This is a genomic window from Buttiauxella cochleicola, from assembly GCF_021282405.1.
Classification (GTDB): domain Bacteria; phylum Pseudomonadota; class Gammaproteobacteria; order Enterobacterales; family Enterobacteriaceae; genus Buttiauxella; species Buttiauxella massiliensis.
Genome location: NZ_JAJSOU010000006.1, coordinates 86,247 through 99,910 on the forward strand (window position 1 = coordinate 86,247; position 13,664 = coordinate 99,910).

General features: G+C 47.6%; 12 protein-coding genes. 6 read left to right on the forward strand and 6 right to left on the reverse strand.

What is annotated here, in order from left to right:
* Positions 1-14 precede the first annotated feature (14 nt).
* Positions 15-587: a sugar O-acetyltransferase gene (locus LVQ79_RS09800; RefSeq protein WP_232864778.1), complete on the reverse strand. Its 573-nt coding sequence runs from the start codon at positions 585-587 to the stop codon at positions 15-17.
* Between the two features lie 169 nt (positions 588-756).
* Here LVQ79_RS09800 and LVQ79_RS09805 point away from each other — a divergent pair, with 169 nt between their 5' ends.
* Positions 757-1,008 carry a DUF2766 family protein gene (locus LVQ79_RS09805; RefSeq protein ID WP_034496127.1) on the forward strand — a complete coding sequence of 84 codons (252 nt, stop codon included), beginning with the start codon at positions 757-759 and terminating at the stop codon, positions 1,006-1,008.
* Positions 1,009-1,050: 42 nt separating this feature from the next.
* Here LVQ79_RS09805 and LVQ79_RS09810 read toward each other — a convergent pair whose 3' ends face one another.
* From LVQ79_RS09810 to LVQ79_RS09820, 3 genes are all read right to left on the reverse strand, one after another.
* Positions 1,051-2,394 carry an anaerobic C4-dicarboxylate transporter gene (locus LVQ79_RS09810; protein WP_154148588.1) on the reverse strand — a complete coding sequence of 448 codons (1,344 nt, stop codon included), beginning with the start codon at positions 2,392-2,394 and terminating at the stop codon, positions 1,051-1,053.
* A gap of 199 nt (positions 2,395-2,593) precedes the next feature.
* A complete protein-coding gene (locus tag LVQ79_RS09815; RefSeq protein ID WP_232864779.1) occupies positions 2,594-4,612 on the reverse strand; it encodes a heparinase II/III domain-containing protein in 2,019 nt (672 codons plus the stop codon).
* Between the two features lie 20 nt (positions 4,613-4,632).
* The gene (locus LVQ79_RS09820) at positions 4,633-5,862 is read right to left on the reverse strand and encodes an alginate lyase family protein (protein WP_232864967.1); all 1,230 of its coding nucleotides are present in this window, start codon (positions 5,860-5,862) and stop codon (positions 4,633-4,635) included.
* Between the two features lie 492 nt (positions 5,863-6,354).
* On the opposite strand from LVQ79_RS09820, the gene LVQ79_RS09825 reads away from it, so the two are divergent.
* The 5 genes from LVQ79_RS09825 to LVQ79_RS09845 all read left to right on the forward strand — a co-directional run bounded on the left by LVQ79_RS09825 (position 6,355) and on the right by LVQ79_RS09845 (position 11,734).
* A complete protein-coding gene (locus tag LVQ79_RS09825) occupies positions 6,355-7,647 on the forward strand; it encodes an ABC transporter substrate-binding protein (RefSeq protein ID WP_232864780.1) in 1,293 nt (430 codons plus the stop codon).
* 106 nt (positions 7,648-7,753) lie between these two features.
* Positions 7,754-8,638, forward strand: a complete 885-nt coding sequence (locus LVQ79_RS09830) for a carbohydrate ABC transporter permease (RefSeq protein ID WP_232864968.1) — start codon at positions 7,754-7,756, stop codon at positions 8,636-8,638.
* A 10-nt stretch (positions 8,639-8,648) separates the two neighbouring features.
* Complete coding sequence (locus LVQ79_RS09835; RefSeq protein ID WP_232864781.1) at positions 8,649-9,488, forward strand: carbohydrate ABC transporter permease; 840 nt, start codon at positions 8,649-8,651, stop codon at positions 9,486-9,488.
* Positions 9,489-9,498: 10 nt separating this feature from the next.
* On the forward strand, positions 9,499-10,587 hold the full coding sequence (locus LVQ79_RS09840) for an ABC transporter ATP-binding protein (protein WP_034455068.1): 1,089 nt from the start codon (positions 9,499-9,501) through the stop codon (positions 10,585-10,587).
* Positions 10,588-10,597: 10 nt separating this feature from the next.
* The gene (locus LVQ79_RS09845) at positions 10,598-11,734 is read left to right on the forward strand and encodes an alginate lyase family protein (RefSeq protein ID WP_232864782.1); all 1,137 of its coding nucleotides are present in this window, start codon (positions 10,598-10,600) and stop codon (positions 11,732-11,734) included.
* A 74-nt stretch (positions 11,735-11,808) separates the two neighbouring features.
* Here the strand turns inward: LVQ79_RS09845 and LVQ79_RS09850 are convergent, their stop codons facing one another.
* Both LVQ79_RS09850 and LVQ79_RS09855 read right to left on the reverse strand, forming a co-directional pair.
* On the reverse strand, positions 11,809-12,312 hold the full coding sequence (locus tag LVQ79_RS09850; RefSeq protein WP_232864783.1) for a non-heme ferritin-like protein: 504 nt from the start codon (positions 12,310-12,312) through the stop codon (positions 11,809-11,811).
* 346 nt (positions 12,313-12,658) lie between these two features.
* Complete coding sequence (locus LVQ79_RS09855; protein ID WP_232864784.1) at positions 12,659-13,525, reverse strand: AraC family transcriptional regulator; 867 nt, start codon at positions 13,523-13,525, stop codon at positions 12,659-12,661.
* Positions 13,526-13,664 lie beyond the last annotated feature (139 nt).

Below are 13,664 nucleotides of genomic sequence, written 5' to 3' on the forward strand. Positions count from 1 at the left end.
TTAATCGCGGGGGCTTATTCAAGCTCCCGCACTACTTTGCATGGTTGCCCCATTGCCAGCACACCCGTAGGGATATCTTTGCTGACAATGCTTCCCGCGCCAATGGTGGTGTTATCACCAATTGTCACACCGGGTAAAATAACCACATTGCCGCCAATCCAGACATTGCTGCCAACAACAATCGGTTTGGCGCTGGTCAGGAATGGATAATCGGGATTTCCGGTCAGGCGCTCTTTCGCCGACAGTGGATGTACAGGGGTGTAGAACTGAACATTTGGCCCCACCAACGTGTTATCGCCAATTGTCACGGTATTGCAGTCAAGAAACACCACATTGGTATTAATAAAACAATTACGGCCAATGGTGACGTGCTTTCCGTAGTCACACCAGAACGGTAATTCAATCCAACTTTCATCACCAAAACCACCCAGCATTTCCCGCAGCAGCGTAAGTTTGGTTTCAAAATCATGAGAATCCAGCTGTGCCAATTGCTTGGTTATCGCCCGTGCGTTGTGATACATCCCGAGCAATTCAGGATCCCGGGTGTTGTATTGCAAACCCGCCAGCAATTTTTCATGTTCTGTCATTGTTCTGCCCTTATGTCTATTGGCAGCATTCTAATCGTGTGACCATAAAAATACTGTTGTAAAAACCACAAAATTCTCTTCGCGAATAAAGTAATGAATGTCGATTACCGATACCGTTTCAGCGTGCAGAAATGTACTATGTCGCCCATTGCGAAACAGGAGAGAAATGATGTCTGAACAATTATCTGCCGACCAGGAACTGGTTTCCGATGTGGTGGCATGCCAGCTGGTGATTAAGCAAATTCTGGATGTAATTGATGTGATTGCACCGGTAGAAGTGCGCGAAAAAATGGCTAATCAATTGAAGACCATTGATTTCGCCACTCATCCGGCAGCGGCAGATCCGGTGACCCGCCGCGCAATTCAGAAAGCGATTAGCTTGATTGAGTTGAAGTTTACGCCCCAGAACGAAGCGCACTAATTCCATCCGTTAAATCGCCCATTTATAATGGGTGATTTACGCTTAAAAGAACGTCATCACCAGCAAGTAACTCGCCGCGCACGCGCAGCTTACGCCAATCAACCCAGGTAAAATGAAGCTATGGTTGATGATGAATTTGCCAATCTTCGTGGTGCCAGAACGGTCAAAGCCGATGCATGCCAGATCACTTGGATAGGTAGGCAGGACAAAGTAGCCGTAAGACGCCGGGAAAAAGGCAATCAGCATTTTCGGCTCAACACCCAGCATCAATCCCATTGGGGCCACAGCGGTTAATGCAGCAGCCTGGCTATTGACCAGTTTAGAAACCAAGAACAGCACGATGGCATAAGTCCACGGATGGCTTTTCACCACCCCTTCCAGCGCCATTTTCAGCTCTTCAAGATGCGCCTGGAAAAACGTGTCGCTCATCCATGCCACGCCGAATACCGAGAAAATCGCCACCATCCCGGCTTTAAATACCGCGCCATTAGAGATAGCGGATGCATTTACTTTGCAGACTATCAACATTACGGCACCCGCAATCAACATCATCATCTGGATAACCAGATTCATTGATAGCGGCTTTAGCGCACCTTTAATTTCAAAAGCTGGACGCAGTGTCGGAATAGCTCCCAATAAGACCACCACCAGGATCCCAGCAAAGAAAATCCACGTAGACCAGTAGGCTTGTTTTGGGAACACCTGGTCCATCAGCGTTTCGCTACTGCCGTAAATAAATTCACGCTGTTTAGGGTCTTTGAGCTTCTCCTGAAACTCTTTATCGTCTTGCAAATCTTTACCGCGACGCAAACTCCATAGCGCAGCAATTAACACGCCAAATAAAGATGCCGGCACAGAAACGCAGAGAATATCGAGAATGCCCCACGCCTGACCCACGCCATGATTAGCCCCAATAATGGAAATCAGCGAAACCACCGCCACCGAAACCGGAGAGGCCGTAATCGCCATCTGCGAAGCAATCGATGCCACCGCCATTGGGCGCTCCGGGCGAATCCCTTTTTTAAGCGCAATATCGGCGATAATCGGGAACATGGTGTAGACCACATGCCCGGTTCCACACAGGAACGTCAGCATCCAGGTAGTGAAAGGAGCAAGTAGTGTGATGTGTTGCGGGTGTTTACGCAGCAGGCGTTCGGCAAACTGCATCATGACATTCAGGCCGCCCGCGGTTTGCAATGTAGCTGCACAACCGATTACGGCAAGAATGGTGAGCATTACATCAACGGGTGGCTTTCCTGGTTCAAGACCAAAAATGAAAGTCAGGATAAACAACCCAATTCCACTGATTAAACCAAGCCCCATCCCGCCAAAGCGAGTCCCGACCAGCAGGCATAAAATAATGACAATAAATTCAATAGTAATCATGACAATCCCTTTTAAAATTCTATCGCATAAAGCATTACAGATTGTAAGTATTACCATTGAGACGCAGATCGGATTTGTTAAAACTCAATGAAAACAATTGATTATAACAAAAAATTAACAATTTAACGGACGATGTTTATGCCGACTGAGCAAATTAAGCGATTAATTGAGTTGGGCGGAGAATCATCCGCCCAAAGATTTAAAAGGGAATGTGCGAGGTTTTAAGTTGCGGGAGCACTGCATATTCTTCGCAAAGATCAACTAGTAACGTTCTTTCTCCACGTCTGAGTTGAATAGTCATACCGTTAGAATCCGGTGTGACGTGCATATCGGTTATCGGTTGTTGATGGTCAAAATCCCAGACGCAAACGAACTGAGAGGTTTGTTCTTTGCTACGCAGAACCAGATAGCTCAGATCTTGAACCGCCGGGTTATCCGGAGCATTTCCTTGCCATAACTCACCATGACCGTACAGCCATAACGCTTGCCCATTATCAGTGGTGGTAAAGTGACGTGGCTGGCTATTGGTTAACTGTACGCAACGGGCATCCTTCATAATCACCAGCGGGCCTTGAGAGCTAAATTGCGCACATTCTCCCTCGCTATCCAGCGCTTTTCCCTGAAGATGCAACGTCCAGTCGATTTGTTGGCTATGCGGGTTTTGCACATTGCTGATATCAATAATCGCGTTATCCAGCCACAGTAAACGACGGCGAAAACGCACATCGCGCCAGGCTTCACTATCCCACTGCACACGCGTGTGGCTATCGAGATCCGGGGGAATTTGCCGCCAGTCTACTCCGGTATCCAGCCAGCAAAATGCATCACTTTCGTAATAATGATGCACCACAGGGACTGCAGGCGGTTGGTTGGTTTGATTTACCGTGATCGTATTGTGGGTGGCGCTATTTTTGTAATACGCGTAATGCATGGGCGCGCCATAACCAGTGGTGCCCAGATCGGGGAGGATCTCTTTACCACCATTAAAAAGCAGAATATTCAGGCGGTCATAGTGGTCATGTTCACCGCCGAATGGCGTGTGTTTTATCAGCAATGCGCGTTTTTTTTGCGAGTTACGCCAGATAGTCAGGCCACAATTTGGGGCGTGTAGGTGACCGACAGGGATCAGTTCTGGCAGTTTTTCTGGCAGTGGTGAGTCGTAAACAAAGGTATCAAAATGGGGTACTGGATACTGCTGGCGAATAGCCTTAAGCGCCGCGGCGTAAAGCTCATCCTGGTAGTAATACCAGGCAAACTCATACAGATGGCTATGATCGAGCTTTTCCTGGCCATAGATACAATCATTGATACGTGGAAAGGTGCCATCAGGCATCAGCAGCGCAAGAGGGAAGCTGAGCATTTTTTTATAGTAAGACTCATCAAGCAAGCTCCAGTGCGAACCAATTGCCAACTTTTCGAATGCCAGGAATCCTTGCAGTGCATAGAAGTGGTAATGAATGGACCCTTCAAACCACAATCCCTCTTCAAACAGACCATGTTCAAGTTGATAGCGCAGCCCGTACGGTTCATTTACCGCAAATTCCAGCAAGGCCTCATCTTCGAGAACAAAGCCGAGAACCCCTATGGCACAGCCGATTTTTACCTCATGGTTATGCAATTGGGCAGTGCGATGGGCCATTAGAAATTGCGCACCTTCGCGTAATAAACGGCTAGTAATATATTCACGCTGCTGGGTGGATAAAGCTTCAGCAATGCAATCATAGCCGAGGGTGAAATCCAGCATACAATTGGCTTCGCACAGCGTCTGTGCGTTCATTTTTCCAGGCCCGTTGTAAGGGATACCGCCGTGAATGTCGTAGCCCGGATAATACTCGGCATAGCGCATTAACAGTTCGCGGACCTTATCCAGATAACTTTGTTGACCTGTGAGTTGCCACAACAAGCCAAGCTGGTGGCAGGCTTTGGCATTCAGCCCGTTTAGCTCGCGCCACCAGGCTCCGTCGTAGGGTTCTCCGCTAAACGACTGCCCATCAACCGGGCAGCAATGGGAGGTTGGGGTGTGACGATCCCACTTTAGTCTGACTCCGTGATCCGGGCAGAAATAGTAAAGATTCCAGGTTGCCCGTGCAGTTTCCGGTACTTTGACCGGGTTGTTAAGCACCACGGTATTTTCGGCAATCAACAGCTCCACTATTTCAGGCTGCTGGGTCATGCGTTGGCGAAGGAGAATAAGTTGTTGCGTGGTGAACTGCTTCATCGCTCGATCCTTACTCTCTTTCAGTGTTGTTTTAATGGGGTAATAAGATGAGAGATATCATCAGGATATTTTGCCATTAGCCATTGTGCTTTTTCGGCAAAGGCGCTGTCATCTGGCCATGCACGAGCCGCACTGACTATGTTCACTAGCGCTTTCTTATCATCCATTTTGTCGATATCTTTCCACGGCCATGACTCATCGCTGTGAACATAATTGGCGACATAGGCGTAACCTTTACGCAGGCTTCGGTCATCAAGGGTGAAGTTCCAGACATCCACCTGCGCGATTTCTCCAAGGCGGCCAAGTTTGTTATAGGCTTCCAGATGGAAATTGCTGTAATGCCAGGGACGAGTACGCTCAATTTCTGCCATCTGGCGGCCATCTCTATCGAAATGAGCGGGAATTCGACGCAGTTGGGTGATTTGCAGACGCTTTTTAGCCGCAGCGAGATCGCCACTAAACAGTGCAAAAGACGCTGCCTGCAAATCAAAGTAAGTGCCGTGGTTGTTGTGCCAATTATCTTCTTCAAAACCATTTTGGCTGGTCGTCATCCAGTGGTAGAAATCGCCATACCACTGTTTAATTTTTTGATACTCATCATCACTAATCACGTTAGCCGGGCGGATTAACTCCACGGCATCGATGACTTCCACCAATGCGCGGCTGTCGATGAGGCCAATTCCACGTCCGTCATTAATCCCAGGGATTGCCTGAGCGTGTTGTAGGTTAGGATTCATACGAGTGTCAGGATTAACGAACCAGTTCAGTAGCTGGTCACGCGCTTTTTCGGCATAGGCTGGCTTTTGGGTAAATTGCCATGCAAGCGACAGTGTCCAAACATCATTACTCATATTCACCAGGCGCTTTTTGTCCGTGGCGTCACTGTTGGCATCCGGGTTGGTTTGACCGTCCTTACGAATATAAGGCAGACCATCTTTTTTGTTCGGATCGGGCCACCAGTATGGAGCGAAGCTGTAGTAATCATGTTTGTCACCACTTGCGGCTGTCAGAGTCTTATCCATAACCGAGTAGAGTGGTTTGCCCAGCGCTTTGTCAGCCCCGGCAATGAGCTTTTCATATGCGCCAAGAAACTCAGGGTTTCTCGCCGCAAGCTGTTGTTGGCTGTAACGTAAATCATCAAGCTTAATTTGCAATGGATGTGCATCGGCGGCGTACAGTGGCGATGCTGTTAATACGCTAGCAACCGCTAACGAAAGTAATGACATGCAAGACAACAAAATAGGTTTCATCGGGCGCATATTTTCTCCGTCCACCAATGGAATAATATCAGGTTATTTATACCTATAGAGGTACTGCTAATTTCGTAAAATATAAGAGTGGAAATAATATTTATAATGCTGAGTGCGCAGTGTAAGAGACGGAATGAATTTTTATGTGACTCATATCAAATTAACGCTTTCAAGGGTAAATAGCCTCTGAAAGTGAGGTGGGAGTCACGTAAATCAATGGTTTTAAAATATTTTTCAAATGTTATTCGTATTTTTTATTTACGTAAATAATTGAATTTAATGGTTATATATTTAAGTTGAGTTTTTGACACACTTTGCTGCGTGACTTGAAGCACACTTCTGCATTATGAAACGCTATTTCTGTTTTGCCCCGTTGTTTTTACCTCATGCATTCTATTTAATTACTCCGCAGCCTTTTTTCATTCTCGAAATAATCTGCTTCACTCCATTTTCTCAATAATCAAATCTCTTAAAATAAGGACGTGAATATAAATGTTTTCCACAAAATTAAAATCCGTATTACTGATCTCTGCCCTTGGTTTTAGTGCTTCGCAAACATTTGCAGCTGAAACACTAAATGTCTGGATCCGTGCCAGCAATGACTCTAAAAATATTTATAAGCAAGAGGCTGAAACTTTTGAGAAGAAGACCGGCATTAAAATTGAGTATTTTAATGCTACGACAGACTTTGAACAGCGCCTTGCACGTGCCGCTGCGGGCAACGCATTGCCCGATCTGATCTTCAACGATGCGGTAGCCATTGGCCAGTTCATCCAACTCGGAATAGCTGATGAAATAGACCCGAAATCCATTGCAGGGGGCGAAAATATTTATCCTACAGCCTGGGAAAGTACTCGCTACACCGACGGGAAATTCTATGGGGTGCCTACTTCTGCCCAAACCTTTGCGCTGTTTGTCCGCAAAGACTGGCGTGAAAAACTGGGTATGCCTGAGCCCAAAACCTGGAGCGATGTGGCAAAGTTGGCAAAAGCCTTTACCACACAAGACCCGGACGGCAATGGTAAAAACGATACCTACGGCTTTTTGTTGCCGGGTTCCACCACGCGTGGTTATGCCAGCTGGTTTATGAGCGCATTTTTATGGCAGGCAGGGGGTGATTTCATTCGCGAATCAGGCAAGGGTAAATTCAAAGCTTCGCTTGATGAGCCTGCTGCCGCTGAAACCCTGGCATTTATGCGAGGAATGCTGTGCGACAAAGTTGTTCAGCCAGGTGCTATCAATGCGACAACCGCAGACATTATCCCGTCCTTCCGTTCAAGCCAGACTGGTATGTTTTTCACCGGCCCGTATCACATTGCGCTGTTTGATAAAGATCCCGGCAAAGACAAGTTTGAAGTCGTGACCCTTGAAGGGCCGAAAAGTAGTGCGACTCTTGCCGAAGGCACCACCGTCTTCATGATGAAAAGTAGCAAGAATAAAGAAGCCGCGCGGAAGTTCATCGAATTTATGATCTCCCAGGAAGGCCAGGAAATCGGTATGGGCAAAGGCACGAAACACATACCGGTAGTGCGCTTACCTGTGAATAAACAGGTTGATATCCAGGCTGTATACGACGATGCGCGTTGGGCAACCTTCGCCAAACTTTACGCTGAACACGGCCGTTACGTGCCCCAAGTGCCTAACTGGACGCCAATTCGTCAGATAACCGCCGATGGCTTCAACCGTATTCTGGCTGACTGTAATGGTGATATTGCAGCCGAACTGAAAGTGACCAATGAGAAGGTCAATGCCGAGCTTGATAAACAGCAGGTGCTGGCGAAATAAGTTTGGTGACAAACGGTGGATGACGCTGCGCTTATCCACCCTACAAAACCAGGCGTAGGGCGGATAAATGCAGTGTCATCCGCCACTTAACTGCAAAAGAGCGAAAATTACGATGTTAACTTCCCGCCAGAAACGGAATCTGGTGCCGTGGATATTTCTTGCCCCGGCACTGGTCATCTTCACCTGGTTTAAATTTATTCCCATGCTGCAAGGCCTGGTGATGAGTTTCTACAAGGTGAACTTCAATCAACCAGATGAATGGGTTGGGTTTGCCAACTTTGCCCGTGCGTTTGCCGATATCGAACTGCATTCGGCGGTGTTCAATACCTTCCTTTATGTCGTGGTGACCATGGTGGTTGGAGCGGTACTGGCATTTTTCCTCGCCATGTTACTTGAAGGGCCCGCTCGTCATCTGCGTTTTATCCGCACCGCCATTTTCCTGCCCGCGGTAACCAGTGCGGCTATCGTCGCCGAAATGTGGCGAATCTTGTTTAACCCAACTCCTAACGGTGTGATGAACCATATCCTGAGCTGGTTTGGTATTGCCGACCAGGGATTCCTCGCAAGTTCAGACCAGGCTCTGTGGGTCATCATGTTGCTGCATATCTGGAAAGCGGTGCCGTACAACATGGTTATCTTTATTGCAGGACTGGCAGGCATTAGTCGCGATTTATATGACGCCTCAAACGTTGATGGCGCGAACTGGTGGAACCGTCTGCGTTACGTCACGCTGCCTGGGATGATCCCGGCGATTTCAGTGGTGTTGATGCTCTCCTTTATTCGTGGGTTCCGCGTGTTTGCAGAAGTGTATGCCACAACCGGCGGTGGGCCATCAAACTCCACAGAAATGATCATGACCCATATCTACAAACTCGGGTTTGAGCAATTTGACTACGGCTATGCTTCGGCGGTGTCGTTCCTGTTATTCGCCTTCACTGTGCTGTTGACGATTTGTCACCTTACGTTGAAAAAGCGCATTGCCCGCTATTAAGGAGCCACCGATGTTAGGTAAACGTTGGGATACCGCAGGCCGCTGGATGATTTATGGCTTGTTGCTGATTGTATTCGTTGGGCCATTCTGGGGCATTGTTGCTACGGCATTTAGCGGGGCACCGGTCAAACCGGGCGAGTTGTTGGCATGGCCTAATGAGTTTTCATTCGAGAATTTTATCTTCGCCTGGAACGACATTGGCGTGTGGCAATATCTGCTTAACTCGATGATTGTCGTTTTTGTCGGCACCATTTTGCAGGTGTCGGTGAGTGCGCTTGCAGCTTATGCCCTGGCGCGTAAAAAGTTCATCGGTGTGTCGCTGGTGAGCCTTGTGATCCTCTCCACCATGATGTTGCCGGAAGAAGTTATCGCTATTCCGCTGTACATGATAATCAACTGGAAGCTGCCGCTGATTGATGCGTCGCTCTATAACACCTATCTCGGGATGATCATGCCGGTAGTGGGTTGGGCATTTTCCATCTTCGTGCTGAGTGAATTTATGGCCGCCATCCCTAAAGAGCTGGAAGAGGCCGCGCGCATCGATGGGGCGAACGAATGGCAAATCTTCTTCCACGTCATTTTGCCGTTGGTGAAACCTGCTCTTGGCACGGTGGTAACGTTTGGCTTCATCATGATTTGGGACCAGTACCTGCTGCCGCTAATAGTCGTCAATCACGACAGCCTGAATACTATTCCAGTGATTCTCGGCAGCTTGCGCACCGATGAAAGTATCACCCCGAACATCTTTATAGCCATTACGCTTCTGGCGATGTTGCCAAGCATCATCGTTTATCTCGGTCTGCAAAAACATTTCAACCGCGGGATTATGTCCGGCGCGGTCAAAGGATAAGGAGAATCTCATGGGTTCCGTTGTACTGAAGAATGTCTGTAAATCTTATGGCGATGCACATGTCATTAAAGATGTTTCTCTCACTATCCCTGACGGCGAGTTTTGCGTGCTGGTGGGCCCAAGCGGCTGCGGTAAATCAACGTTATTACGCATGATTGCCGGACTTGAAGAGATAACGGGCGGTGAGGTGGCCATCAACGAAAAAGATGTGACCGACGTTGAGCCGAAGCTGCGTGATATTGCGATGGTATTCCAGAGCTACGCACTTTATCCGCAGATGACCGTGCGCGAAAACATGGGCTTCGCGTTAAAAATGGCGAAGCTGCCAAAAGCAGAAATCAGCCGTAAAGTTGAGGCCGCAGCCGATCTTCTGGGTTTAGGTGTCTTACTCGACCGTTTGCCAAAAGATCTTTCGGGTGGCCAGCGCCAGCGTGTAGCAATGGGGCGTGCGATTGTACGCAATCCACAGGTGTTTTTGTTCGACGAACCACTCTCAAACCTCGACGCAAAACTCCGCACCCAGGTGCGTGGGGAAATCCGCGAATTGCACCGCCGCCTGAAAACGACATCGGTGTATGTGACTCACGATCAAATTGAAGCCATGACGATGGGACAGATGATTGTGGTGTTGCGTGAAGGGCGTATTGAGCAGGTTGGTAGCCCGCTGGAGTTGTATGACCGTCCGGCAAATCTATTCGTGGCAGGATTCATCGGTTCTCCTGAAATCAATCAGTTAAAAGGTGAGGTCACGCTACAAAATGGTGAAATGATGCTGCGCCTCGCCGATGGCTCCCTGCTAAGCTTGCCGCCGGGTATGCAGGTAAAACCGCAACAGACAGTGGTTTATGCTATTCGCCCGGAACAGGTCAATGTTGTGGAAGAAGGCGAGGGTAATGGGGCACTAAAAGCGACCATTACCGCCATCGAAAACACCGGTTCTGATATGCAATTGTTCTGCAACACTGGAGGCGGTTCATTTACCTCGGTGTTTAAGCAACGCTTAAATGTTCAGGAAGGTGAAACGGTATGGCTACAACCCAAACTGACCGGTATTCATATATTTGATGCCGAAAGCGGGCAACGAGTAGCTTGCCATTAAGGAGTGATAGATGAAGTTGTACACCCTGGATGAGACGTGTCTTGAGAATGCCCGCCGTGGCCTGGAGCAGCCTTTTTCTCCTTTGCAGTTGGCGCTGGGCCGTCTGGTTAGCGAAGCGGATAAACTTCGCGGGCAGCCACCGGAAAGTGTAGTGCATAAGAAATTACGCCCGGTGAGCGGTGATCCTCATGATTATTACAGTCTGGGGACGTACTGGTGGCCTAATCCGCGCAGGCCAAATGGCCTGCCATATATTCGCCGTGACGGACATACTAATCCGCAATGCCAGAATAATGACACGGACACCACGCGCATCATCCGCATGTGCGAACGCTGTTTGACGCTTGGGCTGGCCTGGTATTTTACCGGGCATCGTAAATATGCCCAGGCTGCAGCAGAGCAAATCAAGTGCTGGTTCCTTGACGAACAAACGCGTATGAACCCGCATCTGAACTATGGCCAGGCGATCCCCGGTATTGTTTCCGGGCGCGGTACCGGGCTAATCGATACACGCCTGTTATGGATGGTGATTGATACTATTGGTTTGATTAGCCCTGCGGGGGTACTGGATACCGATGACATTATTGGTTTGCACCAATGGTTCCGGGACTTCAACCATTGGATGTTTTACAGCGATGTGGGTCATTCTGAATACGTGTGGCATAACAACCACGGCACCTGGTATGATGCGCAACGTGTCGCTAATGCGCTGTTTTATGGCGACAAAGGGCTGGTGGCACGCATTATTCAGCAGGGCATTACCCAACGAATGGCGGCGCAAATCGATCAGGAAGGTAAACAGACGATGGAGCTGGAACGTCCGGTGCCATTCCATTACTCCTTATTTAACCTTGAAGCCCATCTGCTGCTTAATCGTTATGCGGAACATGTCGAATTTGACCGCTGGAATGCCGTACAAGATGGCAGGAGCGTGAAGCTTGGTATCGATTATCTGATGCCATTTATCGCAGACCCCGATTTGTGGCCATATAGTGATTTGCAGGGCATCGTCTGGGACAGCGCGTTGCGGCTGTTACTGCAATCCATGCGGGGATATCCAAAAGAGACGGCACGTTATAAAGTCGTGCTGGCTAGTTTCCCGGAAGACACGCTCAGTTTACGTGAACAGTTGATGTGGTGTGCATGACTAAGGCGGATTAGCGCCAGCAACATTTATTGTCGCTCGGGTAATAAACGCTGTATTACCCGACACAATGAGACTCAGTGTTGTTGATGATTCACTAAATTTGTCAGGTGCTCATCTGTTTGGCTCATACACAATCCGGCTTTATGAGCACTACGTACTTCTTCAAGAATAGTGTTGAGCAACAGGCCTTCGTCTTGTTGTTCCTGATCCATAGTTTTCAGGAACGTGAGGGTTGAAAAATCTTTCAATGCTGTTGCTTCAACGGTCAATTTAGTCAGTGTGGCGCAGCGCTGCTGATAATCTTCAACTGTTTTTTCAAATAGTGTTTCTAAAGAGTCACATTCGCTTTGTGGCGCTTCAATCGCCCTTACAATGGGAGTGCCGCCCGCTTGTTTCATAAAATTAAATATACGCATCATCTGCGTAACATTACATTGAGCCTGGTTTCTTAAAAAATTAGCCGTGCCCGTTAAACTCTTTTCTGAGCACCAGTGGCTCAACTGTAAATACAGATTTGAGGAATAAAAATCACGATTTATCTGTAAGTTAAGACTTTGAACCATGCCGGAAGTTGCCATGATAATTTCCTTATTTAGCCGGAACATCGGGTTAGGATTAGAATTTTGTATTGCATGAAATATGACGGGTATAGAGATAAAACAATAAAATTGTATCCATGTCATGTCCTGTGAATCCGCGTCCTGACTGCGTTGTAAAAAATAATACCCCTTTAGGGTTATCAATAAAACAGTTGATTCTGGCGTTTCATTCTTATTTACAAAGTTATTCAACAGGAAATATTAAAAAAGACTAATTAAATAATTACCTCCTTATTTGTCTATTTTAAATAATTTAAATGAAATGACAAAAACTGTGATTCAACACTAATAATTAATCCACTATGAGGTGGTTTATTGTGTCAGATCATATTTTGAGCCCTTCAGTTGAATGAGCCCGTGACCGTTTACGATACTGCAATGGTGTCTGGGACATCATTTTTTTAAAACAGGTGATGAAGTAGGTAACTTCTATAAACCCTACCTCCAGGGCGATAGCTTCAATGCTTAATGGTGAAGTGCGCAATAGATCACAACTTTTCTTTATGCGCCGCGTCAGCAAATACTCATGAATACTGCCGCCTGTTTGTTGACGAAAAATCCTGGAGGTATAGCTGCGTGATAAACCAATGGATTGCGCCAACTCATCCAGAGAAAACTTCTCACTATAGTTACTCTCAACCCACTGCATGATACGGGATGCAACAGTCTGTTGTTGCGGGATCAATAGCTGCGGTTGAGCGGGCAGGAAGGCCATAATTTGCATCACCATAAACGCAACATCGCTGGCGGTGGAGTGCTCCGTGGGGTCGAGTTTGTCGAACTGCTCGAGAATCACTTCCATGTAGCTGGCCTGCTCACTTAAATCGTAAATTTGTGCCGGGACGTTGCTGGCGGCGAGGGCTGAAAATTGAGCCTGCTGGCGTGGAAAACCATGCAATGTACTGATAACAGAAGAGTGTTCAATGTGCATGGTTGTGCGGTGATACTGGTTTTTGTCATTGGCATCGACATGAACCTTATGCAAACGGAAGGGCGGGAAGATAAATAAGCGCCCAGGCCGTGCGGTGTAATGCTGATTATCGACCACCACAATGCCATATCCTTTTGAAATATATAAAAACTCGACACACTGATGCCAGTGATAATATTGCGCGCTGGAGGCTCGCAGACGATGAAATGAGATAACCTGGCTATCAAGCGTAATCCGCTCCATAAATTGCTGTTCGCTCATTTCCCCTCCAGGACAATAATTTTAAGTTTTTACGCCATGATTTGTAATTTATTGCCCTTCGATTTAGAAAAATCCAGTGAAAGTGAAATAACGGTTTAGTTTTGTGATGCGGCTCACTCTGAGCCAGGAATAAAAGCGA